The following is a 25,760-nucleotide window of genomic DNA, read 5'->3' on the forward strand; positions in this document are numbered from 1 at the left end:
TCCACCGCGGTGCTGGCCGCCTCGGTCATGCTCGCCGGCTGCAAGGACCTCGCCACACCCGCGGACGGCGGCCCCTCAGGTTCCGCTGTCCCGACCGGCGGGAACGGCCGGGCCGTGAGTCCGCTGGACAATCCGGACGGCACGAAGCCGGGGCTGGCGGCGATCACGTCGGCCGCGGACAAGGCGAAGGCGCGGTCGCTGATCGAGAAGGTGGCGACGAAGGGGCGCGGCCCCAAGACGGGCTACGAGCGGGACAAGTTCGGCTACGCCTGGATGGACTCGGCCCCGGGCGGCATCCCCTTCGCCCACAACGGGTGCGACACCCGGAACGACCTCCTGAAGCGCGATGGGGAGAAGGTCCGCTACCGGGCGGGCTCGAACTGCGTCGTCACCTCCTTGACGCTGCACGACCCGTACACCGGGAAGACGATCGAGTGGACCAAGTCCCGTGCGACCACGGTCCAGATAGACCACGTCATGCCGCTGTCGTACGACTGGCAGATGGGCGCGGCACGCTGGACGAAGGGTGAGCGGGAGGACATCGCCAACGATCCGCTCAACCTCATCCCGGTGGACGGCCCGACCAACGGCGCGAAGAGCGACTCCGGCCCGGCGACCTGGCTGCCGCCGGACAAGACGATCCGCTGCGCGTACTCCGTGCGCGTCGCCCAGGTGTCGCTGAAGTACAAACTGCCCGTGACGGTCGCCGACAAGCGGATGATGCTGGCGCAGTGCGGCGCGTGAGCCGACCGGCGCGGGAAAACCCGGTTCTCGCCGGGCGGTTGCCTCCACCGAGGTCGTCGCCCCGGTCCGTCCCAACGGTCCGCCGTACATCTCGAGCCCAGCGTATGGATGCGGCATCGGTTGTGAGCGGGCCGGCCATGAGCGGCGCCGGCGCCGGCGCCCGGGTCAGCCGTCCAGCGCGTCCAGGTCGAGGATCTTGCCGGCGGGCTTCTTCGCCGGCACCGGCTGGTTGTAGTCGCTGAAGGTGAGGTTCAGCGGCTCCTTGGCGGACGAGCCGTCGATCCGCAGCAGATACGGCTTGCCCTCGGTCGCGACGTAGGCGGTGTAACGGTCCTTGCCGTCCTTCTCGTGCAGCACGATCGCGGGCGTGCCGTCGACGGTGGTCGTCCTGCCGCGGGTGGCGTCCGAGTCGCCGTCCTCGGCGCCGCCGAGCACCGAGTCCAGGTCGCAGAGGCCGGCGATGTCCTTGGCGTCCTGTCCCTTGGCGGCCATCCTGGTCCACTTCCCGGCCAGCATCGACACGGCCGCTTCCGTGTCCTGCTTGGACTCACCCTTGCTCTGGGCCCGTACGAACGCTTCGTCGTACTTCATGTAGACGGTGTCGCCGGTCTTGATCAGTTCGGCCTTGCCCTGGCCGCCCATGCTCATGGTGCCGGCGCACTCGCCCTTCTTGTTCACGGCCATGTCGATCTGGATGGTGCCGTCGCTCTCGTCGTCGGTGACGTCGCCCTTCATCCGCAGCGACGCGGCTCCGGTGGTGGACTTCATCGCCCGGTCGGCGATCTCGCCACCGGTCAGCCCGGCGAACGGGCCCTTCGGCTTGCTGTCCGCCTTGACCTGCCCGGGCATGCAGCCGGTGAGTCCGACGGTGGCCGCGGCGGCGAGACAGAGGGCGGCAAGTGCGGTGCGACGCATGGCAGTTCCTTGGTTGGAGATGGCGAGGTGTGGGTGGGGCGGGGCGGGGGCCGGACCCTATGGACTGGCGGGCGCCCGTTCGCTGGGTCAATAAGAGCAGAGCTTGTGAACCGAGTCAACACGGTTCACAAGGCTGGGTGGGTACACGCTCGTGAATGCGTGGATCATGTGTACGTCGCTATGCTCGGCGCACACACAGGACGAGGGGAGCGGCGCGGGTGCAGGACAACGCGACAGAAGTGACCGCCGCCGGAATCGCACGGCTCGCCGGCGTCGGCCGTGCCGCCGTGAGCAACTGGCGCCGTCGGCACGCCGACTTCCCCAAGCCCGTCGGCGGCACCGAGACCAGCCCCTCCTTCGCGCTCGCCGAGATCGAGGCATGGCTGCGCAAGCAGGGCAAACTCGCCGAGGTCCCCTTGCGGGAACGCGTCTGGCAGCAGCTCGCCGGACACCCGGGCGGCCCGGTCACCGCGCTGGTGCACGCCGGCTGCGTCCTGCTGCTGATCCAGGAGCGCCCCACCGTCTGGCTGGACGTGAGCGCCGGCTCCGACGCGCGCGTGGCCGCGATGCTGCCCGACGCGCTCGAACAGGTACTCGTCCCGCGTTTCGGTCCGGCCCCCGACCGCCGCGTCCACCAGCGGCGCGACACGGGCCGGGCGGCCGGGACGGCCGGGGTGGCCGGGGTGGCCGGGGCGGGCGCTGCGAACAGTGCCCCGAGCGCCGCCCCGGCGGTTCACCTCCCCGCCGGCCCCGAACTGCTCCCGTCCGCGCCCCTCCTGCGCGGCGCCGCCGAACTCGCGGCCGAGCTCGGGGCGCGGCAGGCCTTCGAGTTCCTGCTGGGACGCCACCTGGACGCCAACCCCCGCCAGTACACGCTCACGCCCGCCGAACTCGCCCGGCTCATGACCGAGCTCGCCGGCCAGGCCCGCACCGTCCTCGACCCGGCCTGCGGCACCGGCGCCCTGCTCCGCGCCGTCGAGACCGGCCCCGACCAGGAGCTGTACGTCCAGGACAGCGCGCCCGAGCTCGCCGCGCTCACCGCGCTGCGGATCGCGCTGCACGCGCGCGTGGCGGTGCGCGCCGCCGTCGGCGACAGCCTGCGCGCCGAGGCCTACCCCGAGCTGCGCGCCGACGCCGTCCTGTGCCATCCACCGTTCAACGAGCGCAACTGGGGGCACGACGAACTCGCCTACGACCCCCGCTGGGAGTACGGCTTCCCGGCGCGCACCGAGTCCGAGCTGGCCTGGGTGCAGCACGCGCTCGCCCGGCTCCGGGACGGCGGCACCGCTGTGCTGCTGATGCCGCCCGCCGCCGCCTCCCGCCGCTCCGGCCGCCGTATCCGCGCCGACCTGCTGCGCCGGGGCGCGCTGCGCGCCGTCGTCGCGCTGCCGGTGGGCGCGGCGCCGCCGTACAACATCCCCCTGCACCTGTGGGTGCTGCGCCGCCCGGACCGGACTTCCGCGCACCCGGAGGTGCTCCTGGCGGACACCGGGCGGTTCGCCACCGAGGGGCGCGGCGGCCCCGACTGGCAGGCCGTGCGGGACGCGGTCCTCGACGCCTGGCGTACCTTCGCGCGCGAGGGACGGTGCGAGGAACGGCCGGGCCTGGCCCGTTCGGTCCCGGTCATCGAACTCCTCGACGACGACGTGGACCTCGCTCCCGCCCGTCACCTGCCGCCGCCCACCGCACCCGACGGCGCCCGGCAGCTCACGGCCGTACGCGAACGCCTCGGCGAGACGCTGCGCCTGACCGCCGACCTCACCCCGCCCCCGGCCGGCTCCGCGCGGCCGGCGCGCTGGCCGCTGACCACCATCGGTGAACTCGCGCGCGGAGGCGCCCTGGTGATGCGCACGGGCGGAACCGGCGGCCACGCGCGCGTGCCCGTTCTCACCGACCACGACGTCCTCGCCGGCACCGCGCCCTCGGGGACGCTCCCCGAGAGCGAGGAGGAGGCTGTGCTGACCGAACCGGGCGACGTCGTCGTCCCGGTGCTCGGCGGCGGCTCGGTGACGCGCGTGATCGACGACGCGACCGCGGGCGCCGCCCTGGGACGCAACCTCGTGCTGCTTCGCCCCGACTCCACGGCGCTCGACCCGTGGTTCGTCGCCGGGTTCCTGCGCGGTACCGCCAACAACCGGCAGGCCAGCAGTTACGCGTCCACCGCCACCCGCCTCGACGTGCGCCGCCTGCAGCTTCCCCGGCTGCCGCTCGACGAACAGCGGCGCTACGGCGAGCGTTTCCGCGCCCTCGACGAGTTCGAGCGGGCGCTCAGGCACGCGGGCCGGCTCGGCGAGCAGCTCGTGCGCGGCATGTACGACGGCCTGACGGACGGCACGGTGGCGCCCGGCTGAGCCGTGCTGTGATCAGCAGTACAACGGTTCGGCACAACTCGGGCCGCTTGTCCGTGTCGGCCTATACGCTCGAAGCGACAACCGCACGTCCTCGCCAGGCGAACAGGAGCAGCCATGCAAGGCCACGGCTACGCACAGCCGGTGCAGCAGCCGCCGCACACCGGGTGGCTGATCTTCCTGCGCGTGCTGTTCGTCGTGATCGCCTTCTTCGGCATCGGGTTCTTCGCCTGGGCGATGCTGCTGCGCCTGGCCATCGTGACCCGCAGGTCGCTGGACTGGGGACTGTTCGTGGCGGTGCTCGCGGCCGACGTCCTCAGCATCGTGCTGCTCGGCAGCGAGCCCGGCGACGACGTCCACACCCCGGGCGGCTATCTGGGCATCACCCTGCTCCTCGGCACGCTGGTGGCCGCGACGGCGTACTACCTGGCCGCGGACATACGCCACTTCCAGCGCCTGCGCCGCGCCTTCCACGCGCAGCAGCCCGCGGCGGCGTACGGCTACCCGCAGCCGTCGCCGTTCACCGCGTCGACCGTGCCGAGCGTGCCGAGCGTCCCGACCGTTCCGCAGAGCCCGCACACACCGCCTCCGATGCCGCACACGCCCCTGCCCCAGCCGCCGATACCGACCCCGCCGCCGCCCCAGCGCCCGGCGCCCGCACGTATCGACCAGGTGCGCGCGGAGCTGGACGAACTGAGTGACTATCTGCGCAACCACGACGGCAACCACGAGAGCGGACGGTGACCGCGGCACAAGGCCGCGTCGTCGCCGGCCGCTACGAGCTGTCCACGCTCATCGGGCAGGGCGGCATGGGCCAGGTGTGGACCGCGTACGACCAGCGGCTCGACCGGCGTGTGGCGGTGAAGCTGCTGCGCCCCGACAAGGTGGCCGGCCAGGAGGCCGACGAACTGCGCCGCCGCTTCCAGCGCGAGTGCAGGGTGACCGCGCAGGTCGACCACCCGGGACTGGTGACCGTGCACGACGCGGGCAGCGAGGGCGAGGAGCTCTTCCTCGTCATGCAGTACGTCGACGGCGCCGACCTCTCCGACCACCTCGCCGAGCACGACCCGTACCCGTGGCAGTGGGCGGTCGCCGTGGCCGCGCAGCTGTGCGCCGTCCTCAGCGCCGTGCACGCGGTGCCGATCGTGCACCGCGACCTGAAACCGCGGAACGTGATGGTGAAGCAGGACGGCACGGTCACCGTCCTCGACCTCGGCGTGGCGTCCGTCATGGACACCGACACCACACGGCTGACACACACCGGTTCGCCCATAGGCTCGCCCGCCTACATGGCGCCGGAGCAGGCCATGGGCGGCGCGGTCGGCCCGTACACCGACCTGTACGCGCTCGGTGTGCTGCTGCACGAACTGCTCAGCGGAAACGTCCCGTTCGCGGGTTCCACCGCGCTCGGCGTGCTGCACCGGCATCTGTACGAGCCGCCGCTGCCCGTGCGCCGGATCCGCCCGGAGGTCCCGGAAGCCCTCGAAGCGCTGGTCCTGCGCCTGCTGGCCAAGGATCCGCAGCACCGGCCCGCCTCCGCGCAGGAGGTGTACGAGCACCTCGCGCTGCTCCTGCCCGCGCGCGGCACGCCCACCGGAGCCCCGCTCGACCCGACGCGCCCCTTCCTGCGGCCGCACGCCCCCTGGCCGGACCGGGCGCGCACGCCCGCGCCCCAGCCCGCCCCCGTGGCACCCGCGCCGCCCGTGGCGGAGAAGCCCGATGTCGCCGCCGCCGTCGACGAGGTCAAGCGGCTGCTCGGCGAGGGCCGTATCACCCAGGCCGTCGACATCCTGGGCGCGATCCTGCCCGTCGCCGCCGACCAGCACGGCGAGCACTCCCCGGTCGTCCGCACTCTGCGCAAGCAGTACGCGGCCACCCTCATGGACGACGGCCAGTACCGGCGCGCGCTGCCCGAGCTGCGCCGCCTCGCCGACGAACGCGCCGCCGAGGCCGGCCAGGCCGACCCGCAGTCCCTGCGCTTCCGTTACGACGCCGCCCAGTGCCTGGAACAGCTCGGCGAACCGGCGGCGGCACTCGCCGAGTACCGGGCGCTGTTGCCGTACTACGAGAACCAGTACGTCTCCGGCGATCCGCAACTCGCCCACGACGTCCGCCGCCGCATCGGCCACCTGCTGCTCGCCCTCGGCGACCGGCCCGCCGCCCATGACACGCTCGGGCGGCTGCTGCTGGACGTCGAGCGGGTACACGGCCCCGGCAACCCGCTGGCCGCCGAGATCAGGCGGACCCTGCAGTGGCTGGGGCAGGTCCGTGGCTAGGCTTTGCCGTCCGCTGGGAGATCCTTGTGCTCTTCCTGGGGCGGAGTTCTCAGGACACGGACCCGGCACCGGATAGGTTGCGGTCCGTTTTTCACATCAGCACACCAAGCAGCGGCACCAAGCAGCACACACAACAGCACACACAGCAGCACACAGGGGTGGGGTTCTCATGTCGAGCCATCGGCAGTCCAGGAAGCGCAGATACATCACGTGGGCCGTCGCCGGTGCCGCCGTCGTGGCCGGAGCGGGCATCGCCGCGCAGACCTCCATGGCCGCCACCACCTGGCCCGCGCAGAAGACGTACACCGGCCGCGCGTTCGACACCTGCGCCGCGCCCTCCCTGTCGGCCATGAAGGCCTGGCACACCGGCTTCTACGGTGCCGCCGCCGTCTACGTGGGCGGCAAGAACCGCGGCTGCGCCCAGCCCAACCTGACCGCCTCCTGGGTCAAGTCCGTCAGCGGCATCGGATGGAAGCTGATCCCGCTCTACGTCGGCGCGCAGCCGCCCTGCCAGTCGGGCTCCAACCCGGAGAAGCTGACCGCCTCCACCGCCGCCTCCCTCGGCGCCTCCGACGCCTCCGACGCCGTGGCCAAGGCCTCCGCCCTGGGCATGAAGGCGGGCAGTCCGATCTACCTGGACATGGAGGCGTACGACATCACGAACAAGTCGTGCAACGACGCCGTGCTGACGTATGTCCGCGCCTTCGACAAGGGCCTGCACGCCAAGACGTACCGCACCGGCTACTACGGCTTCACCAGCTCCAGCGCCAAGGCCGTCGCCACCGCCACGGACAAGACCGACCTGCCGGGCAACCTCTGGTACGCGCTGTGGGACAAGCAGAACACCACGACCGCGGACTGGCCGTGGGGCTCCACCCAGTTCACCGGCCACAGCCGCGCCCACCAGTACATGGTCAACAGCAAGGAGACGTACGGCGGCGTCACGATCACCGTCGACCGTGACGCGTGGGACGCGCCGGTGGCCATCACCGGCTGACCGGCCGCCCGGCCGGGACGGCGCGACGGTGCCCGAAGCGCGCGCGAATCGTTGGTCGAATGGGTTGGCCAGAGCTCGCCCACTGCCTACCATCGATCACCGCAAGACTTTGTGCACCGTCGCACAATCTCCCCTGGAGGTCCCCTTGCACCGCCGCCGACGCACCGCGCTCGTCCTGTCCGCCGCGATCGCCGCCGCGGCCCCCCTGCTCACCGCGTGCGGAGACGAAGCGCACCCGGGTGCTGCGGCCGTCGTCGGCGGGCAGCGGATCACCGTCGCCCAGCTGGAGGGCCGGGTGAACGAGGTGCGCCAGGCGCAGAAGGCCGCGGTGCCGGACGAGACGCAGTACCAGCAGGTCCTCGCCGCCACCAGCAGCCTCACCCGCGACACCCTGCACAACATGGTCCTCGACCGGGTGCTGCACCGCGCCGCGCAGGACCAGGGCATCACGGTCAGCCGCCTGGAGATCCAGCAGATGCGGGCCCGTCTGGAGCAGCAGGCGGGCGGCTCGAAGGGGCTGGAGGCGACCTGGCTGCAGAAGTACGGCATCGCGCCGAAGCGCCTCGACGACAATCTGCGCCTGCAGGTCGAGGCGACGAAACTCGCCGGCAAGCTCGGCACGCAGACCACGGACCCCGCGTTCTGGAAGACGCTGTCCACCGCGTCCGAGGAGCTCCACGTCGACCTGAACCCGCGCTACGGCACCTGGGACGTGCAGAAGAGCAGCCGGGTGGACGCGAAGACGCCGTGGGTACGGGACGTCACGGCGGGCGGGACGCAGGAGACGGCATAGGCCGGCACAGGTCGGTCGCACCAGGTCGGTCACACCAGCGCGGTCGCACCATGGCGCCCGCACCAGGTCAGGCACCCCAGGTCAGTCATACGAACCGATCATCGCCCACACCCTGTGGACAACGCGGGAGGTGACCGGCAGGCGTGCGTTACGTTCGAAGCGTGAACACCACCAGCCTCGAAGACACCCAGGCACCGGGCCCGGACACGGCCCCCGGCCGGATCGTCCTGCTCACCACCAGCCACCGGGTCGCCCCGGGCCTGTTGTCCTGGCCCGCCTGGCAGGCGCTGCGCACCGCCGACCGTGTGCTCTGCGCGGACGGTGCGCATCCGCAGCTGCCCTATCTGCGCGAGGCCGGGATACCCGTCGACGAGGCCGCCCCGACCGCCCAGGAACTCGTCGACGCCTGCGCCGGCGGCCGCACGGTGGTGGTCGTGGCGACGGGCGAGGGCGATCCGGACCTCACGGACGGCCTGGCCCGCCTCGCCGGCACCGGCCGCGTCACCATGCCGGAACTGGAGCTGCTCCCCGCCTCCTACGACCTGCCCGGCGCCCGTCTCCTCGACCTCGTCCAGGTCATGGACCGCATCCGCGCCGAGTGCCCCTGGTCCTCCCGGCAGACCCACGAGGGCCTGGCCAAGTACGGCATCGAGGAGGCGTACGAACTCGTCGAGGCGATCGAGGCGGGCGACCGGGAGGAGCTGCGGGAGGAACTGGGCGACGTCCTGCTCCAGGTGGTCTTCCACGCCCGCATAGCCGAGGAGGACGCCGAGGCCCCGTTCTCCGTCGACGACGTGGCCGGCGGCATCGTCGCCAAGCTCGTCCACCGCCACCCCCATGTCTTCGGCGACGCGACGGCCGAGACGCCCGAGGAGGTCAAGGAGCACTGGCTGCGCACCAAGGCGGTCGAGAAGCAGCGCACCTCGGTGACGGAGGGCATACCCCTCGGCCAGCCCGGCCTCGCCCTCGCCGCGAAGCTCTCCTCCCGCGTGCGCACCGCGGGTCTGGACGTGCCCCTGCCCCAGGGCGAGGGCATCGGCTACGACCTGCTGGCACTGGCGGTCCGGGCGGAGGCCGACGGCGTGGACCCGGAGGCGGCACTGCGGGCGGCCGCGCGAGCCTACCGGGACGCGATACGGGTCGCCGAGGGCGTGGCGGAGTAACGGCCGAGGGGGCACGGCCCCGGGCGCGGGCAGGAAAGCCGGATACCGTCAGGGGGTGAGCGACCACCCCCACCTCCCCGCAGTCCCCGAAGCGCCCGCCCCCGAGCTGTTCAGCTGGGAGTTCGCCAGCAACCCCTACCCGGCCTACGCCTGGCTGCGGGAGCACGCGCCCGTGCGCCGGACGAAGCTGCCCAGCGGTGTGGAGGCCTGGCTGGTCACCCGGTACGCCGACGCCAAACAGGCCCTGGCCGACCCGCGGCTGTCCAAGAACCCGGCGCACCACGACGAGCCGGAGCACGCCAGGGGCAAGACCGGCATCCCCGGTGAACGCAAGGCCGAGCTGATGACGCATCTGCTCAACATCGATCCGCCGGACCACACCCGGCTGCGCAGACTCGTCTCCAAGGCCTTCACACCCCGCCGTGTCGCCGAGTTCGCGCCCCGCGTGCAGGAGCTGACCGACCACCTCATCGACCGGTTCGTCACGAAAGGAGCCGCCGACCTCATCCACGAGTTCGCCTTCCCGCTCCCCATCTACGCCATCTGCGACCTGCTCGGCGTCCCGCGTGAGGACCAGGACGACTTCCGGGACTGGGCGGGGATGATGATCCGGCACGGCGGAGGCCCGCGTGGCGGGGTGGCGCGGTCGGTGAAGAAGATGCGGGGCTACCTCGCCGAGCTGATCCACAAGAAACGGGAGGCGCTCCCGGCCGAGCCGGTGCCGGGCGAGGACCTCATCTCCGGTCTCATCCGCGCCTCCGACCACGGTGAGCACCTCACCGAGAACGAGGCCGCCGCCATGGCCTTCATCCTGCTGTTCGCCGGTTTCGAGACCACGGTCAACCTGATCGGCAACGGCACCTACGCCCTTCTCACCCACCCCGGAGAGCGGCAGCGGCTGCAGACCTCCCTCGAACGTGGCGAACGGGACCTCCTGGAGACCGGCGTCGAGGAACTCCTGCGCTACGACGGCCCGGTGGAGCTGGCCACCTGGCGGTTCGCCACGCGGCCCCTCACCATCGGCGGACAGGACATCGCACCCGGCGACCCCGTCCTCGTGGTGCTGGCGGCGGCGGACCGGGACCCCGAGCGGTTCGCCGACCCGGACGTCCTCGACCTCGCACGCCGTGACAATCAGCACCTCGGCTACGGCCACGGCATCCACTACTGCCTCGGCGCTCCGCTCGCCCGGCTGGAGGCCCAGACCGCGCTCGCCACCCTCCTCACCCGTGTCCCCGACCTCCGACTCGCGGTGGAAGAAACCGATTTGCGCTGGCGTGGCGGACTGATCATGCGTGGACTGCGCACCTTGCCCGTGGAGTTCACACCCGCCCCGCAATCGGCTGAAAAGCAGGGCGGCCACCACGAAAAGTGACCGGCGTTCAACTCTGTGATCTTCACGTGATCTGCGCGGCATTAACTTGTGACAAGTGATCGTCTGCCGATACGTTCACTCGTCAGCGCGGTGCCTCACGGCATTAGCCGCGCTGGGTCACTGCTGTCTTGCGAAAGGTCACCGCATGCTCTCCGGGAACGGTCGCCACCGTCGCCCCCGTCAGGCTCCGGCTCTCCTCGTCGCGGCCGGAGTGACCGGCTCCGCAATCGCCATCCCGCTGATGGGCGCGTCCGCCGCGCACGCGGCCGACGGGACCACGTGGGACAAGGTCGCGGAGTGCGAGAGCGGCGGCTCCTGGAGCGCCAACACCGGCAACGGCTACTACGGCGGCCTGCAGATCTCCCAGGACGACTGGGACAACCACGGCGGCCTCGAGTACGCCTCCAGCCCCGAAGAGGCCAGCCGCTCGCAGCAGATCGCGGTCGCCGAGAAGATCCTCGCCGACCTGGGCACCAAGCCCTGGGCCACCTGTGCCCTGCTTTCCGGTCTCACGTCGAATTCCGGTTCGGTGGACGTCGACACGGGCGTCGGAGACTCCGGATCATCCGATTCCGGCAACTCCTCCCATTCAAGCGATTCATCCGGTTCAACCGACTCCTCCGGTTCGAAGGGTTCCGGGACTTCCGGGAATTCCGCCGATTCCTCGAATTCCGCGTCCGGTTCATCCGGGTCGCCCGATTCCGGCCCCTCGTCGGACGCCTCGCCCCCGCCGAGTTCGAGCAAGGGTGCCGACGCTGCGGACGACTCCTCCGCTTCGGGCAAGTCGGGCAAGACGGCCTCTTCCGGCTCCGGGCATGCGCAGGGCGGTGGCGGTTCGTCCACGGCGGGCCCCGAGGTCGACAACTCGGACAATTCATGGCAGACCGGGGGTTCTTGGAGCCTTGTGGATACCGGGGCGATCAGTGGTGGCCGCCATCGGGGCGACAGTGCGGACGAAGACGTGACGAAAAGCCAGGCGACTCCCTCTTCCGGCCGTCACGCCGCACGCGAGTACACCGTCCACGCCGGCGACACCCTGGCCTCCATCGCCGACTCCCTTGACCTCGAGGGCGGGTGGCGGGCGCTCTACTCCGCCAACAAGGACGCCATCGGCACCGACCCGAACAACGTCACCGCCGGTCAGACGCTGGAACTCAGCGTCGAAAAGGGTTGAAAGCAGGGGTAGTTGACGCCCCGTTTTAGGCTTGATTGTCCGGTTTGGTGAAAGTGTGGGATGAGTCTCAGAAGCCCTGATCGTCTTTGAAATCCGGCGGATCGCATGTCTACGGTCGTGACCGCTCGCCAACACGAGCCCCGGCTGCCGCAACGCCGAATCCTGCCAGCGGCTGCCCGGGAACAGTCGTCGCGTCAAGCGCCGTAGGCAGGAGCGGGGGACCCAAGGTAGGCGCCGGGTCCGGAGGTCGGCAGACCGACGGAAACGGCTAGGGGTGGAGCCGCGTCTCGCACGAGAACCACGCGAGGTGCGGCCGGGCAACTCAACCGGCCCGAACCCGACAGCTCACCTCGCAGGCGTCGGTGAGGGGATCGATCCATGCTGTTTTCCGGCAAGGGCAAGCACCGTCGTCCGTCCAAGGCCGTCCGCGCCATCGCTGTCGCCGGTGTCACCGGCGCCGCCGTCGCCGCCCCGCTGATGGCGTCCGGCAGCGCCTCCGCCGCCACCGCCTCCGAGTGGGACTCGGTCGCCCAGTGCGAGTCCGGCGGCAACTGGTCCATCAACACCGGCAACGGCTACTACGGCGGTCTGCAGTTCTCCGCCTCCACCTGGGCCGCGTACGGCGGCACCAACTACGCCCCGCAGGCCAACCAGGCCAGCAAGTCCCAGCAGATCGAGATCGCCGAGAAGGTCCTCGCCGCGCAGGGCAAGGGTGCCTGGCCGGTCTGCGGCAAGGGGCTGTCCGGCGCCACGTACAGCGGCTCCAGCAGCTCCAGTGGCTCCAGCAACTCCGGCAGCTCGTCGAGCTCCGCCGGCTCCTCGTCGAACGGCACCACCACCCGCTCGACCGACCAGCAGGCCGCCAACCGCTCCGAGGTGCGGTCGACGCCGAAGAAGACCGTCACCACCCCGACCGGCAAGAAGGTCGAGAAGGGCGATGGCGAGTACAAGGTCGTCACGGGTGACACCCTCAGCTCGATCGCCGCGGAGCACCACGTCGCCGGCGGCTGGGAGAAGCTGTTCCAGCTGAACAAGGACATCATCGACGACGCCAACGTCATCTACCCGGGCCAGCAGCTGCACCTGAAGTGACACCTGGTCCTTACCCGAACCACAGTGCCCTCATCACCATGCCTCCCACAGTGGAGGCCTGGTGAGGGCCGCCCCCGCCCTCACGGGCTCCCCGCTCCGGTGCGTGTTCCCCCGTACGCACCGGAGCGGGGTTTTTCGTTCCCTCGGGGCTTCTCTTCACCCCACCCTTTGTTCCGGCAAGGAACAATGTGTACGGTCACCGTGTCCACGGGGCGGTCGGTCGGCTGCCGATGCCCCGGGGACGGTTAGGCTCTAGTCGCAAGGCCCCGCCGCAAGGCACACAGCCCCGCACTTCCAGCGTCACATCCAAGAAGGAGATGCTCGTGCCGTCCATCGACGTCGTCGTAGCCCGGGAAATCCTGGACTCCCGAGGCAACCCCACGGTCGAGGTCGAGGTCGGCCTCGACGACGGCAGCACGGGTCGTGCCGCCGTCCCGTCCGGCGCCTCCACGGGCGCCTTCGAGGCCATCGAGCTCCGCGACGGTGACCCGAACCGCTACCTCGGCAAGGGCGTGGAGAAGGCCGTCCTCGCCGTCATCGAGCAGATCGGCCCGGAGCTGGTCGGCTACGACGCCACCGAGCAGCGCCTGATCGACCAGGCGATGTTCGACCTGGACGCCACCGACAACAAGGGCTCGCTCGGCGCCAACGCCATCCTCGGCGTCTCGCTCGCCGTCGCCCACGCCGCCTCCGAGGCCAGCGACCTCCCCCTCTTCCGCTACCTGGGCGGCCCGAACGCGCACCTGCTGCCGGTGCCGATGATGAACATCCTGAACGGCGGCTCGCACGCCGACTCCAACGTGGACATCCAGGAGTTCATGATCGCCCCGATCGGCGCGGAGTCCTTCTCCGAGGCGCTGCGCTGGGGTGCCGAGGTCTACCACACCCTGAAGAAGGTCCTGAAGTCCAAGGGCCTGTCCACGGGCCTCGGTGACGAGGGCGGCTTCGCACCGAACCTGGAGTCCAACCGCGCCGCCCTCGACCTCATCCTCGAGGCGATCAAGCAGGCCGGCTACGTCCCGGGCGAGCAGATCGCGCTCGCGCTCGACGTCGCCGCGTCCGAGTTCTACAAGGACGGCAAGTACGAGTTCGAGGGCAAGTCCCGCTCCGCCGCCGAGATGACCGAGTACTACGAGGACCTCGTCGCCTCCTACCCGCTGGTCTCCATCGAGGACCCGCTGTTCGAGGACGACTGGGCCGGCTGGAAGGTCATCACCGACAAGCTCGGCGACAAGGTCCAGCTCGTCGGCGACGACCTGTTCGTCACCAACCCGGAGCGCCTGGCCCGCGGCATCGAGGAGGGCACCGCCAACGCCCTGCTGGTCAAGGTCAACCAGATCGGCTCGCTGACCGAGACCCTCGACGCCGTCGAGCTGGCCCAGCGCAACGGCTTCAAGTGCATGATGTCGCACCGCTCCGGCGAGACCGAGGACGTCACCATCGCCGACCTGGCCGTCGCCACCAACTGCGGCCAGATCAAGACCGGCGCCCCGGCCCGCTCCGAGCGCGTCGCCAAGTACAACCAGCTGCTGCGGATCGAGGAGATCCTCGACGACGCGGCGGTGTACGCGGGCCGCAGCGCGTTCCCGCGGTTCAAGGGCGCGATCTCCAAGGGCTGACCCCGCCAGGGTCAAGCGACAGCCAGTCGTACGTACGTCCCCGTACCCGGTCCCGTACCGTGTCCGGGGACGTACGCACGTAGGAAGCACCCAGGGGAGGCGGAGAGCCAGATGGCCGCGAAGGAACGGGACCGTTTCTCCACCGCGACCAGGATCCGGCTGCTCGGCGAGCAGACCGCGGCCCGGGTCTACCGCTCCCAGACCAAACGGCAGGCTCGCCGCTCACGGCTCACCAGCCGGGCCGCGCTGCTCGCCCTCGTGGTCTGCACCATGGTGGTGGCCCTGGCCTACCCGATGCGGCAGTACGTCTCGCAGCGCGCCCAGATCGCCGATCTGCAGCGGCAGAAGCAGCAGGCCGAGCAGCGGGTCGAAGAGCTGCGCGACCTCAAGGCACGATGGCAGGACGACGCCTACGCCGAACAGCAGATCCGGCGGCGGCTGCACTACGTGATGCCGGGGGAGACCGGATTCGTCGTGATCGACCCCGACGCGGCCAAGCAGGCGCGCGCCGACCTGGTGGCGGCCGACCGCCCCTGGTACGCGAACGTCTGGGACGGGGTCGACAAGTCCGACGCCTCCGACCAGTGACACGACAGAGAGACTTTCGTACAGGCATGGAAACGCCCCCTCCCACCACCCCGCGCACCGAGCCCACCGACGCCGACGTCGAGGCCTTCAAGCAGCAGCTCGGCCGGCCGCCGCGCGGGCTGCGCGCCATCGCGCACCGGTGCCCCTGCGGGCAGCCGGACGTCGTCGAGACGGCTCCGCGGCTGCCCGACGGCACGCCCTTCCCGACGCTGTACTACCTGACGTGCCCGCGTGCCGCCTCGGCGATCGGCACGCTCGAGGCCGAGGGCGTGATGAAGGAGATGACGGAGCGGCTGGCCACCGACCCCGAGCTCGCGGCCGCCTACCGCGCCGCGCACGAGGACTACATACGGCGCCGCGACGAGATCGAGGAGCTGACGGGCTTCCCGAGCGCGGGCGGCATGCCGGACCGGGTGAAGTGCCTGCACGTCCTGGTCGCCCACTCCCTGGCCGCGGGCCCGGGCGTCAACCCGCTCGGCGACGAGGCGATCGCGATGCTGCCTCAGTGGTGGCGCAAGGGGCCGTGCGTCGTTCCCGCCGACGGCGAGTGACGCGGTGGGTCCGCTCCCGCGTCCGGGGGCGGAGCCCCCGGACGCCCCTTCGGCCTGAACGGCCTCGTCCTCAAGCGCCGGACGGGCTGAGACACAGCGGCCGGCGCTGCACCATCTCCCCAACGAAGAAGGGCCCGCCCATGACCCGCGTCGCCGCGATCGACTGCGGTACGAACTCCATCCGCCTGCTCGTCGCCGACGCCGACCCTGAGACGGGCGAACTGGTCGACCTGGACCGGCGCATGACCATCGTGCGGCTCGGGCAGGGCGTCGACCGCACCGGGCGGCTCGCCCCCGAGGCGCTGGAGCGGACCTTCGCCGCCTGCCGTGAGTACGCGGCGGCCATCAAGGAGCACGGCGCCGAGCGGCTGCGGTTCGTCGCCACCTCCGCCTCCCGGGACGCCGAGAACCGGGACGAGTTCGTGCGCGGGGTCGTGGACATCCTCGGGGTCGAGCCCGAGGTGATCTCCGGCGACCAGGAGGCCGAGTTCTCCTTCACCGGTGCCACGAAGGAACTGACGGGGCGTGCGGACCTCGCCCGGCCCTTCCTCGTGGTGGACATCGGCGGTGGCTCCACCGAGTTCGTCGTCGGCGACGACCACGTGCGGGCCGCCCGTTCCGTGGACGTCGGCTGTGTGCGGATGACGGAGCGGCACCTGGTGCGCGACGGCAAGGTGAGCGACCCGCCCACCGAGGAGCAGATCGCGGCGATAAGGGCGGACATCGAGGCGGCCCTCGACCTGGCCGAGGAGACGGTCCCGCTGCGCGAGGCACGCACCCTGGTCGGTCTCGCCGGGTCGGTCACCACCGTGTCGGCGATCGCCCAGGACCTGCCCGAGTACGACTCCGAGGCCATCCACCACTCCCGGGTCCCTCTCGGCCGCGTCCGCGAGATCACGAGTGAGCTGCTCCGCTCCACCCACGCCGAGCGTGCGACGATCCCCTCCATGCATCCGGGCCGCGTCGACGTCATCGGCGCCGGCGCCCTCGTCCTGCTCTCGATCATGGAACGCATCGGGGCGGAGGAGGTCGTCGTGAGCGAGCACGACATCCTCGACGGCATCGCGTGGTCCGTGTCCTAGGCCTCATTCGTTACTGATCGGTAGCCGACGAGTGAGCAGGTCGGATAACGTTTGAGCGCCGCCGAGGGGCCTGTCCAGGGCCCCTCGGGGCACCTCCGCCGAGAAAGTTCGTGAAGTTCTTCACAAGGAATTCTGCCCCCAAGGGGGATCCGGGCGGTCCCGTTGCGCCGTTCGGGGGTTCCGGGCGCCGGAGAACCTGCTCAGGAGGGCTGTGCGGGCCGGTGTTCGGTGCACGGCGGAAGCGGGTGTTTCAGGGGGCTCTCGGGGGTCGCAGACCGCCGGAGAGGCAGCTCATGCGGCATTGACAACGGATCACGGCGACCGCCGGTTCCCGGACCTGATCATGATCTGCGTCACGAGGGCCGCGGAGTTTAGCACAGGCCCTCAAGGAGCTTGTGAAGGGGCGCACGAGCGACCCCCTAGGGCCGGGTGGATACTCGATGGCATGAGCACCACGGAGCGTCCCAGGATCCTCGTAGTAGGCGGTGGGTACGTAGGCCTGTACGCAGCTCGGCGCATCCAGAAGAAGATGCGCTACGGCGAGGCGACCGTCACGGTCGTCGACCCCCGGTCGTACATGACCTACCAGCCCTTCCTCCCCGAAGCCGCCGCCGGCAGCATCTCCCCTCGCCACGTCGTCGTCCCGCTGCGACGCGTGCTGCCGAAGGCGGAGGTCCTCACCGGCCGGGTCACCACCATCGACCAGGACCGCAAGGTCGCCACGATCGCCCCGCTGGTCGGCGAGGCGTACGAGCTGCCCTTCGACTACCTCGTCATCGCGCTCGGCGCCGTCTCCCGCACCTTCCCGATCCCCGGCCTCGCCGAACAGGGCATCGGCATGAAGGGCATCGAGGAGTCCATCGGCCTGCGCAACCACGTCCTCGAGCAGCTCGACAAGGCCGACTCCACGACCGACGAGGAGATCCGCCGCAAGGCGCTCACCTTCGTCTTCATCGGCGGCGGTTTCGCCGGTGCGGAGACCATCGGCGAGGTCGAGGACATGGCCCGGGACGCGGCCAAGTACTACAAGAACGTGTCCCGCGAGGACATGCGCTTCATCCTGGTCGACGCCGCCGACAAGATCCTCCCCGAGGTCGGCCCCAAGCTCGGCCAGTACGGCAAGGAGCACCTGGAGAGCCGCGGGGTCGAGGTCTACCTCTCCACCTCCATGGACTCCTGCGTCGACGGCCACGTGGTGCTGAAGAACGGCCTCGAGGTCGACTCCAACACCATCGTGTGGACCGCCGGTGTCAAGCCGAACCCGGCGCTCTCCCGCTACGGCCTGCCGCTCGGCCCCCGCGGCCACGTCGACTGCGAGCCCACGCTCCAGGTCAAGGGCACGGACTACATCTGGGCCGCCGGTGACAACGCCCAGGTCCCCGACCTCGTCGGCCGCAAGGCGGGCAACGAGAACGCCTGGTGCCCGCCGAACGCCCAGCACGCGCTGCGCCAGGCCAAGGTCCTCGGCGACAACGTGATCTCCGGTATGCGGGGCTTCCCGCAGAAGGACTACAGCCACGCCAACAAGGGCGCGGTCGCGGGCCTCGGCCTGCACAAGGGCGTCGCGATGATCGTCATGGGCAAGATGAAGATCAAGCTCAAGGGCCGTCTCGCCTGGTACATGCACCGCGGCTACCACGGTCTGGCCATGCCGACCTGGAACCGCAAGATCCGCATCTTCGCCGACTGGACGCTCGGCATGTTCCTCAAGCGCGAGGTCGTCTCCCTCGGCGCCATGGAGAACCCCCGCGAGGAGTTCTACGAGGCCGCCAAGCCGGCGCCGGTCGCCGCGGCCGGCAAGACCGAGGAGAAGGCCAAGGCCTCCTGACCCTCACCGGTCGCGAACACACCGAAGGACCTCCCGCCATCCGTGGTGCGGGAGGTCCTTCGGCGTTCCCGGCGTCCTTCGGCCTTTCCCGGCGTCCTTCGGCGTTTCCCGGTCCCGCGCATTGCTCGGAAAGGGTGTTTGCCCAGACATGACTTCATTGCGGGACTCCCCGGAGGGTATGGGGATGTTTACGTGGTGGAGGACATTCCGGGGTACGTCGTCACGGAGGTGCGCGCCATGGCCGACGCCGCGTCGCGGCTCAAGAGCCTGCTCGAACAGTTGCTGGGAGTCCCGCTCCCGGTGTCCATCCGAGCCTGGGACGGTTCGCAGGCCGGCCCGCCGGACGCGCCGACCTTGGTGATCCGCAACCGGCGCGCCCTGCGCCGTCTGCTGTTCAAGCCGGGCGAACTGGGCCTGGCCCGCGCCTGGGTGGCCGGTGACCTGGAGATCGAGGGTGACCTGTACGCCACCCTGCGGGCCATGTCCGGCCTGGTCTGGGAGCGCGGGGAGGACGCCCGCACCCTCGCCCAGGCACTGCGCGACCCGGAGTTCAGGTCCGCCGCCCGGGGGCTGTTCCGGCTCGCCGGGCCCCCGATCCCGCCCACGCCGCCCCGCGAGGAGGTGCGCAGGGCCGGCCACCTGCACACCAGACGCACCGACAGACGCGCCATCAGCCATCACTACGACGTCGGCAACGACTTCTACGAGCTCGTGCTCGGCCCGTCCATGGTGTACTCCTGCGCCTACTGGGAGGAGGCCGGCACCCTCGAGTCGGCCCAGCGCGACAAGCTGGAACTGGTCTGCCGCAAGCTCGCCCTGACGCCCGGGCAGCGGCTCCTGGACGTCGGCTGCGGCTGGGGCTCCATGGCGATCCACGCCGCCCGCGAGCACGGCGTGCGCGTCGTCGGTGTCACCCTCTCCCAGGAGCAGGCCGCCTACGCCCGCAAGCGGGTCGCCGACGAGGGGCTCACCGACCGGGTGGAGATCAGGGTCCAGGACTACCGGGACGTCACGGACGGCCCCTACGACGCGATCTCCTCCATCGGCATGGCCGAACACGTCGGCGCCGAACGCTATCTGGAGTACGCCACGGCTCTGTACGCCCTGCTCAGGCCCGGCGGACGCCTGCTGAACCACCAGATCGCGCGCCGCCCGCAGAGCGACGAGTCCGCCTACCGGCTGAACGAGTTCATCGACGCCTACGTCTTCCCGGACGGCGAACTCGCCCCCCTCGGCACCACCGTCACCCAGTTGGAACGGGCCGGTTTCGAGGTCCGGGACGTGGAGTCGATCCGCGAGCACTACGCCCGCACCCTGCGCCGGTGGGTCGCCAACCTGGAGGCCGGCTGGACGCACGCGGTCCGGCTCACCAGCCCCGGCCGCGCCCGTGTCTGGCGCCTGTACATGGCGGCCTGCGCCCTCGCCTTCGAAGGCAACCGCATCGGCGTCAACCAGGTCCTCGCGGTACGCACCCCCGCGTCGGGCGAGTCGGGGCTGCCGCTGCGGTCCCGTACCTGGAACTGAAACGCGCGGGCCCCGCTCTCCTCCTGGAACTCGTGGGAGGAGAGCGGGGCCCCGGCGTCCGTACGGCTACTCCGCCTTGATGGCGGACAGCATGTTCAGCCGGGACGCCCGGCGGGCCGGCCACAGGGCCGCCAGGACGCCGACCGCGCCGGCCAGCAGCAGGAAGAGGGCGATCCGGGCCCACGGCACGACCAGTTCGTAGGTGTCCATCCGCGTGGCGAGCAGCTGACCCGCCGCCCAGCCGAAGAACACGCCCAGGCCGATGCCGAGCACCGCACCGAAGAGGGAGATCACCAGGGACTCCAGGCGGACCATCCGCTTGACGGCCTTGCGGTCCAGGCCGATCGCGCGGAGCATGCCGATCTCCTGGGAGCGTTCGAAGACCGACATGGCCAGGGTGTTGACGACCCCGAGCACCGCCACGATCACGGCCATCGCCAGCAGGCCGTAGACCATGTTCAGCATCAGCGTGAACATCTTGGCGACGGAGTCGGACAGGTCCTGCTTGTCCTGGACCTGGATCGCCGGGTTGTTCCCCAGCGCCTTCTCCAGCTTGTCCTTGGTGGCGTCGGACGCGCCGCCCGCCGTCTTCACCATGACCCGCATGTCGGCCGGGTCCGTCAGGTGCGGGGTCAGGACCGTGTTGTCCAGCATGATGCCCTGGATCAGGTCGTTGCCCTCGTAGACCCCGGCGACCGTCAGCTTCTGCTGCTTGCCGTCCTCGTAGTGCACGGTGAAAGCGGAACCGGGCTTCCAGTGGTGGGCCTTGGCCGTGTCGGAGTCGACGACGACCTGCGAGCCGCCCACCTTGAAGGAGCCGTCGTCGACCTTCAGGTCCGTCAGCTCGGCGATGGCGGAGCCGTTGACACCCCGCAGGAGCTCGGACGTGCCGTCGATACGGGAGTAGCCGTCGCGCATCGGGCTGCTGGCGGTGACGCCGTCGGATGCGGCGACGTTCTTGGCCACGTCGGGGGAGAGCGCGTTGCCGTTGGCCATCGACACCACGTAGTCCGCGCGGATCGCCGAGCTCGCCATCCTGTCGATCGACTTCTGCAGGCTGCCCGCCATCACCGTCATCCCGGTGATCAGGGTCAGGCCGATCATCAGCGCGGAGGCCGTGGCGGCCGTGCGGCGCGGGTTGCGCACCGAGTTCTGCCGGGCCAGCTTCCCGGAGACCCCGAACACACGCAGCACCGGCGCGGCGGCCGCGATCAGCGGACGGGACAGCAGCGGGGTCAGCACGAACACGCCGATGATCAGGAGGACGGCACCCAGGCCCATGGGGCCCTTGGCGGCGTCGGCGTCCATCGTCGTGGCCGCCAGGACCACCGCGATGCCGCCTGCCGAGAACAGGGCGCCGATCGTGTTGCGCAGCACCAGGGACTTGGTGGTGGCCTTCGCGTGGATCGCGTTCATCGCGGCCACCGGCGGGATCTTCGCGGCGCGGCGGCCGGGCAGCCAGGCGGCCAGCATGGTGATGACGACGCCCACTCCGAGGGCGGTGGCGACCGTGCCGGGTGTGATGACCAGCGGGCCGTCCGGGACGGTGGCGCCGAGCGTGCCCATCAGCGACCGCAGCCCGGCGCCGATGCCGATGCCGGCGACCAGACCGGTCACACCGGCGACCGCGCCCACCACGAACGCCTCGATCAGCACCGACCGGGTGATCTGGCGGCGGGAGGCACCGACCGCGCGCAGCAGGGCCAGTTCCTTGGTGCGCTGGGCGACCAGCATGGTGAAGGTGTTGGCGATGATGAACGTGCCGACGAAGAGCGCGATGTAGGCGAAGACGAGCAGGCTCTGCCTCAGCCCGCTCATCTGCGAGGAGATCTCCCTCGCCTGGTCGTCGGCGAGTTTCTTCCCGGTGGTGGTCTCCACGAGGTTCTTCGGCAGGGCCTGGTCCACGGCGTGCCGCAGCGCGGTCTGGCTGGTGCCCGGCTTCGCCTTGACGTCGATCTCGTCGTACGTGCCCGGCTTGCCGAACAGCTTCTGCGCGGTGGCGGTGTCGAACAGGGCGAGGCTGCCGCCGGCGGCGACGTTGCCGTCGTCGGTGGTGAAGATGCCGCTGACGGTCGGTTCGAGCACCGGGCCGTCGACCGAGAGGCGCACCTTGTCGCCGACCTTGTATCCGGCCCGCTCGGCGGTCCTGGAGTCGATCAGCACCTCGTCCTCGCCGCGCGGGGCGTGGCCGTGGACGAGCGGATACCGGGCGTCCTCGGTGCCCCAGTAGTTGCCGCCCTCGGACTGCCAGCCGCTGCCGACCAGTTTGCCGTCCTTGTCGGCGATGGCGGTGAACCCGGTGAGGACGCCGGTGGCGGAGGCGGCCCCCGGGACCTTCGCGCTCTTGTCGAGCATCGACTGCGTCAGTCTCACCGGCTTCCCGACGGTGTTGCCCCTGTCCTCCCGGTACTCGGCCGTGACGGCGACGTCGACCCGGTCGAAGCCCTTGGCGGAACTCTTCTGGTAGGCCTGGGAGATGGTGCTGGTGAAGACCAGGGTCCCGGACACGAACGCCACACCGAGCATGACGGCGAGCACGGTCATCAGGAGCCGGGCCTTGTGCGCGAGTACGTTGCGCAGGGCGGTGCGGAACATCAGCTGGTACGGCCCTTCGCGTCGAACTGCTTCATCGTGTCGAGGACGGACTCGGCCGTGGGCCCGTACACCTCGTCGACGATCCGGCCGTCCGCCAGGAACACCACCCGGTCCGCGTACGCCGCGGCCACCGGGTCGTGGGTGACCATCACCACGGTCTGCCCCAGCTCCCGCACGGAGTTGCGCAGGAAGCCCAGCACCTCGGCGCCCGAGCGGGAGTCGAGGTTTCCGGTGGGCTCGTCACCGAAGATGATGTCGGGCTTGGAGGCCAGGGCGCGGGCGACGGCGACGCGCTGCTGCTGGCCGCCGGAGAGCTGGGACGGCCGGTGGCTCAGCCGCCCGGACAGGCCGACCATCTCGATCACGGTGTCCAGCCACTGCTTGTCCGGCTTACGGCCCGCGATGTCCATCGGGAGGGTGATGTTCTCCAGCGCCGTCAGCGTGGGCAGCAGGTTGAACGCCTGGAAGATGAACCCGATCTTGTCCCGGCGCAGCTTGGTGAGCTGCTTGTCCTTCAGGGAGCCCAGCTCGGTGTCGCCGATCCGCACGGACCCGGAGGAGAACGTGTCCAGCCCGGCCACACAGTGCATCAGGGTGGACTTGCCGGACCCGGACGGGCCCATGATCGCGGTGAACTCGGCCTGCCGGAAGTCGACCGAGACCTGGTCCAGGGCGACCACCCGGGTCTCACCCTGACCGTAGATCTTCGACAGCTCCGAGGCGCGCGCGGCCACGGCGGTGGTCCGGTCGGCGGTGGGTGTGGTGGTCACGGAAACGTGCTCCTGTCGGGACGACGGCGTTCATCGGGGACATGAACCATCGTCCCGGCCGTTGCGCTCCCCGGAGTCAGCCGCTGTTCCGGTTCCGGGGGCCGACTGCGGTCGGACCGGGCGGCGCCATGTCATACCTGGGGATGACGGCCGGACCCTGAAAGGCCCTCAGGGGCGTGGACAAGCTGTCGAGAACGGGTGGGGCCCCCTTGTTCGTACGGTGAAATTCCGTCATTCCACGTACGCGGGAACCCACCTCGCGTAACGCTATTGGCAAGTGCTGATGGCGAGTTCAGTGGGCTGATGAACCCTCAGACCTCAATAAAATAAGACAACATCGGTCCGACCTCCCGCTGTTCGGGGGGTGCACCCCCGATAGGCTCGAACCTCGAAGCGGAGCCCATGGCCTGCCCGGATGGTGGAATGCAGACACGGCGAGCTTAAACCTCGCTGCCCCTCGCGGGCGTACCGGTTCAAGTCCGGTTCCGGGCACTTTCCGCCATACCGTGTCGGATGCGCACGACACGCGCATCTCGGTGCAGGGTCCCTGGCGGTGAAGACCTCCAAGGAGCCCGTCGTTCACTCACCGGAGGGCTGCACGCGCGCTCCCTCGTTCGTTCCCAGGGCGTCGCAGGAGGAGGGCCGGCGGTCAGCCTTCGTAGACCGTCAGTACCGCGCCCCCCACCTCGATCCGCCGGCCCGCGCGCATGCCGTTGCGGCGGAGGGTTTCCAGGCAGGTGCGGAACAGGGCGAGTTCCTCCGCGTCCAGGATGGCGGCGGCCAGGTCCAGCAGGCCGTCGACCGCCTCCACGGTGAGTACCTCGGGCAGCTCTCCGGACAGCAGGACGACCGATTCACCGGCGGGTCCCCGGACCACTGCCGTGGTCGGTCCGCCATGCACGAACAACACATTCCCCCCTGAGAGCCCGTGGTCGTGCGGCTCTCGCGCGTCGGCAGGACGAGAGGCTTGTCGGGCAGGACGAGAGACTAGCGGGGGATCTCGGCGGTTTCGGGCGGTGTCGGATTCTTTAACCGACTTGGTGACAGAGCGACCGTTCGGGTTTCGGGGCGCGGCCGGGCCGGCCGGGGCCGCGGTCAGTTCTCCCGCGCGGAGCGGTCCAGCAGGGACTCCACCAGGGCGGCGACGTGGCGGCGGTCGTCCGAGGACAGCTTCTGCACGCTCGCGATGAGCAGATCCACCTCGGGGTCGGTGGCGGGAGCGGCCCCGGTGTCGGCGGCCGTGGCGGACGGGGCGCCGTAGACGTGGATGCCGCAGGCCTCGGCGGCGGCGCGCCGCACGGTGTCCAAGGGGAGTTCCAGCCCCTTGGACAGGCCCTCCAGGGTGGCCGCCTGGGGCATGCGCACGACGCGGTCGGCGGTGGCCAGGTGGTGGACGGTGGAGCGGGGGATGCCGCCGCGGCGCGCCACGTCTCCGTAGGACCAGCTCTTGCGGTCGAGGCGTTCCCGGATCAACTGCTGCAGTGCGTTGGCCACTGACGGTCACTTCCTGCTCGCCGCTCGGCTTGGGGCCTGGCTGTCCATGTCGGGGCCGATTCTACGGTCGGGGGCGGGTGCGGCCGAAAGGGTGATTACCCGAATGGGTTGCGCGGAGGGTCCTCGACCCCGTAGTGTCCAATCTCGTTGGACAGCACGTCCGACCACGTTGGACAGAGTCCGGGGGGAACCTGACTCCGTCCGACCGGAAATGTCTATCCCTGAGGGGGAATCGATCATGATGGACGCCCACGAGCTCGAGGCCGAGTCCGCGGAGCTGCTGCCGGGTCGCGAGGCCCTCGGTCGCCTGAAGTTCAGCTTCGGCAAGACCGTGAACGTCACCAAGCACGTCGCGAACATCCACGCCGCCAACCAGTCCGCCGCCGTGAACGACCACTCGCTGTGGTCCGCGGCCGACTCCGGTGCCGCGCAGGCCATCAATGTCGCCCAGTGACGCGTACGCCCAGCCGGGCGGCTGGGCGTACTGAGCAGCTGAGCATCTGAAACACCGAAACACCTGAAACGCCGGAAACACCCGAAAGGACATCCATCATGAGCATGGACATGCACGAGCTCGACACCGAGTCCGCGGAGCTGCTGCCGGGCCGTGAGGCCCTGGGTCGTCTGAAGTTCAGCTTCGGCAAGACCGTGAACGTCACCAAGCACGTGGCGAACATCAACGCGCACAACGAGTCGGCCGCGCTCAACGACCACTCGGCGTGGTCGGCCGCCGAGTCCTCGGCCGCCCAGACGATCAACGTCACGCAGTAAGCGGCGGCGCCGCGACGACGGCCTGACGGGGGCGGACCGCGAGGTGGCGCGGCCCGCCCCC

At 70.5% G+C, this 25,760-nt stretch carries 23 protein-coding genes, 1 tRNA gene and 1 riboswitch; of the genes, 19 read left to right on the top strand and 5 right to left on the bottom strand.

Annotated features, from left to right (window positions below; genetic code table 11):
- The first annotated feature begins 27 nt into the window (after positions 1-27).
- Positions 28-744, top strand: coding sequence for an HNH endonuclease family protein (locus tag ACFY0F_RS33905; RefSeq protein ID WP_388803396.1), 717 nt, complete (start codon positions 28-30; stop codon positions 742-744).
- A gap of 165 nt (positions 745-909) precedes the next feature.
- Here ACFY0F_RS33905 and ACFY0F_RS33910 read toward each other — a convergent pair whose 3' ends face one another.
- On the bottom strand, positions 910-1,659 hold the full coding sequence (locus ACFY0F_RS33910) for a hypothetical protein (protein ID WP_388803099.1): 750 nt from the start codon (positions 1,657-1,659) through the stop codon (positions 910-912).
- Between the two features lie 218 nt (positions 1,660-1,877).
- Between ACFY0F_RS33910 and ACFY0F_RS33915 the strand changes: the two genes are divergently transcribed.
- The 15 genes from ACFY0F_RS33915 (at position 1,878) to ACFY0F_RS33985 (ending at position 20,069) form a co-directional block, all read left to right on the top strand.
- Positions 1,878-4,010 (top strand): N-6 DNA methylase, encoded by a 2,133-nt coding sequence (locus tag ACFY0F_RS33915; protein ID WP_388803102.1) that lies wholly within the window; start codon positions 1,878-1,880, stop codon positions 4,008-4,010.
- Positions 4,011-4,124: 114 nt separating this feature from the next.
- Positions 4,125-4,751: a hypothetical protein gene (locus tag ACFY0F_RS33920; protein WP_388803105.1), complete on the top strand. Its 627-nt coding sequence runs from the start codon at positions 4,125-4,127 to the stop codon at positions 4,749-4,751.
- 38 nt (positions 4,752-4,789) lie between these two features.
- Positions 4,790-6,283 carry a protein kinase gene (locus ACFY0F_RS33925; protein WP_388803399.1) on the top strand — a complete coding sequence of 498 codons (1,494 nt, stop codon included), beginning with the start codon at positions 4,790-4,792 and terminating at the stop codon, positions 6,281-6,283.
- Positions 6,284-6,452: 169 nt separating this feature from the next.
- Entirely contained in the window at positions 6,453-7,280 is an 828-nt protein-coding gene (locus ACFY0F_RS33930; protein WP_388803108.1) for a glycoside hydrolase domain-containing protein, read from the top strand.
- A 145-nt stretch (positions 7,281-7,425) separates the two neighbouring features.
- Positions 7,426-8,073, top strand: coding sequence for a SurA N-terminal domain-containing protein (locus ACFY0F_RS33935; RefSeq protein ID WP_388803111.1), 648 nt, complete (start codon positions 7,426-7,428; stop codon positions 8,071-8,073).
- Between the two features lie 161 nt (positions 8,074-8,234).
- Positions 8,235-9,236 (top strand): nucleoside triphosphate pyrophosphohydrolase, encoded by a 1,002-nt coding sequence (locus ACFY0F_RS33940; RefSeq protein ID WP_388803114.1) that lies wholly within the window; start codon positions 8,235-8,237, stop codon positions 9,234-9,236.
- A 55-nt stretch (positions 9,237-9,291) separates the two neighbouring features.
- Positions 9,292-10,611 (top strand): cytochrome P450, encoded by a 1,320-nt coding sequence (locus tag ACFY0F_RS33945; RefSeq protein ID WP_388803117.1) that lies wholly within the window; start codon positions 9,292-9,294, stop codon positions 10,609-10,611.
- A gap of 145 nt (positions 10,612-10,756) precedes the next feature.
- A complete protein-coding gene (locus ACFY0F_RS33950; RefSeq protein ID WP_388803402.1) occupies positions 10,757-11,785 on the top strand; it encodes a transglycosylase family protein in 1,029 nt (342 codons plus the stop codon).
- 189 nt (positions 11,786-11,974) lie between these two features.
- Positions 11,975-12,159, top strand: a riboswitch (cyclic di-AMP (ydaO/yuaA leader).
- Positions 12,160-12,163: 4 nt separating this feature from the next.
- The gene (locus ACFY0F_RS33955) at positions 12,164-12,877 is read left to right on the top strand and encodes a transglycosylase family protein (RefSeq protein ID WP_388803120.1); all 714 of its coding nucleotides are present in this window, start codon (positions 12,164-12,166) and stop codon (positions 12,875-12,877) included.
- Positions 12,878-13,194: 317 nt separating this feature from the next.
- Positions 13,195-14,496 carry a phosphopyruvate hydratase gene (gene eno, locus ACFY0F_RS33960; protein ID WP_388803123.1) on the top strand — a complete coding sequence of 434 codons (1,302 nt, stop codon included), beginning with the start codon at positions 13,195-13,197 and terminating at the stop codon, positions 14,494-14,496.
- A 111-nt stretch (positions 14,497-14,607) separates the two neighbouring features.
- A complete protein-coding gene (locus ACFY0F_RS33965) occupies positions 14,608-15,084 on the top strand; it encodes a septum formation initiator family protein (RefSeq protein ID WP_388803126.1) in 477 nt (158 codons plus the stop codon).
- Between the two features lie 26 nt (positions 15,085-15,110).
- Complete coding sequence (locus ACFY0F_RS33970) at positions 15,111-15,635, top strand: DUF501 domain-containing protein (RefSeq protein ID WP_388803129.1); 525 nt, start codon at positions 15,111-15,113, stop codon at positions 15,633-15,635.
- Between the two features lie 140 nt (positions 15,636-15,775).
- On the top strand, positions 15,776-16,717 hold the full coding sequence (locus ACFY0F_RS33975; RefSeq protein ID WP_388803132.1) for an exopolyphosphatase: 942 nt from the start codon (positions 15,776-15,778) through the stop codon (positions 16,715-16,717).
- 445 nt (positions 16,718-17,162) lie between these two features.
- Positions 17,163-18,545 carry an NAD(P)/FAD-dependent oxidoreductase gene (locus ACFY0F_RS33980; RefSeq protein ID WP_388803135.1) on the top strand — a complete coding sequence of 461 codons (1,383 nt, stop codon included), beginning with the start codon at positions 17,163-17,165 and terminating at the stop codon, positions 18,543-18,545.
- Positions 18,546-18,782: 237 nt separating this feature from the next.
- Entirely contained in the window at positions 18,783-20,069 is a 1,287-nt protein-coding gene (locus ACFY0F_RS33985) for a class I SAM-dependent methyltransferase (RefSeq protein ID WP_388803405.1), read from the top strand.
- A gap of 66 nt (positions 20,070-20,135) precedes the next feature.
- Here ACFY0F_RS33985 and ACFY0F_RS33990 read toward each other — a convergent pair whose 3' ends face one another.
- Both ACFY0F_RS33990 and ACFY0F_RS33995 read right to left on the bottom strand, forming a co-directional pair.
- Positions 20,136-22,664: an ABC transporter permease gene (locus tag ACFY0F_RS33990; RefSeq protein WP_388803138.1), complete on the bottom strand. Its 2,529-nt coding sequence runs from the start codon at positions 22,662-22,664 to the stop codon at positions 20,136-20,138.
- Complete coding sequence (locus tag ACFY0F_RS33995) at positions 22,664-23,434, bottom strand: ABC transporter ATP-binding protein (RefSeq protein WP_388803141.1); 771 nt, start codon at positions 23,432-23,434, stop codon at positions 22,664-22,666. The genes ACFY0F_RS33990 and ACFY0F_RS33995 overlap by 1 nt, the downstream gene beginning before the upstream one ends.
- 409 nt (positions 23,435-23,843) lie before the next feature.
- On the opposite strand from ACFY0F_RS33995, the gene ACFY0F_RS34000 reads away from it, so the two are divergent.
- A tRNA-Leu gene (locus ACFY0F_RS34000) sits at positions 23,844-23,926 on the top strand.
- 157 nt (positions 23,927-24,083) lie between these two features.
- Here ACFY0F_RS34000 and ACFY0F_RS34005 read toward each other — a convergent pair.
- Together ACFY0F_RS34005 and ACFY0F_RS34010 are read right to left on the bottom strand one after the other, a co-directional pair.
- Positions 24,084-24,335: a hypothetical protein gene (locus ACFY0F_RS34005; protein WP_388803144.1), complete on the bottom strand. Its 252-nt coding sequence runs from the start codon at positions 24,333-24,335 to the stop codon at positions 24,084-24,086.
- 194 nt (positions 24,336-24,529) lie between these two features.
- Positions 24,530-24,928: a helix-turn-helix domain-containing protein gene (locus ACFY0F_RS34010; protein ID WP_388803147.1), complete on the bottom strand. Its 399-nt coding sequence runs from the start codon at positions 24,926-24,928 to the stop codon at positions 24,530-24,532.
- Between the two features lie 238 nt (positions 24,929-25,166).
- Here ACFY0F_RS34010 and ACFY0F_RS34015 point away from each other — a divergent pair, with 238 nt between their 5' ends.
- Together ACFY0F_RS34015 and ACFY0F_RS34020 are read left to right on the top strand one after the other, a co-directional pair.
- Positions 25,167-25,382, top strand: coding sequence for a hypothetical protein (locus ACFY0F_RS34015; RefSeq protein ID WP_388803150.1), 216 nt, complete (start codon positions 25,167-25,169; stop codon positions 25,380-25,382).
- A gap of 98 nt (positions 25,383-25,480) precedes the next feature.
- Positions 25,481-25,699 carry a hypothetical protein gene (locus tag ACFY0F_RS34020; RefSeq protein WP_388803153.1) on the top strand — a complete coding sequence of 73 codons (219 nt, stop codon included), beginning with the start codon at positions 25,481-25,483 and terminating at the stop codon, positions 25,697-25,699.
- Positions 25,700-25,760: the final 61 nt, after the last annotated feature.

Origin of the sequence: Streptomyces sp. NPDC001544 (assembly GCF_042894285.1) — a bacterium.
Taxonomy (GTDB): Bacteria; Actinomycetota; Actinomycetes; order Streptomycetales; family Streptomycetaceae; genus Streptomyces.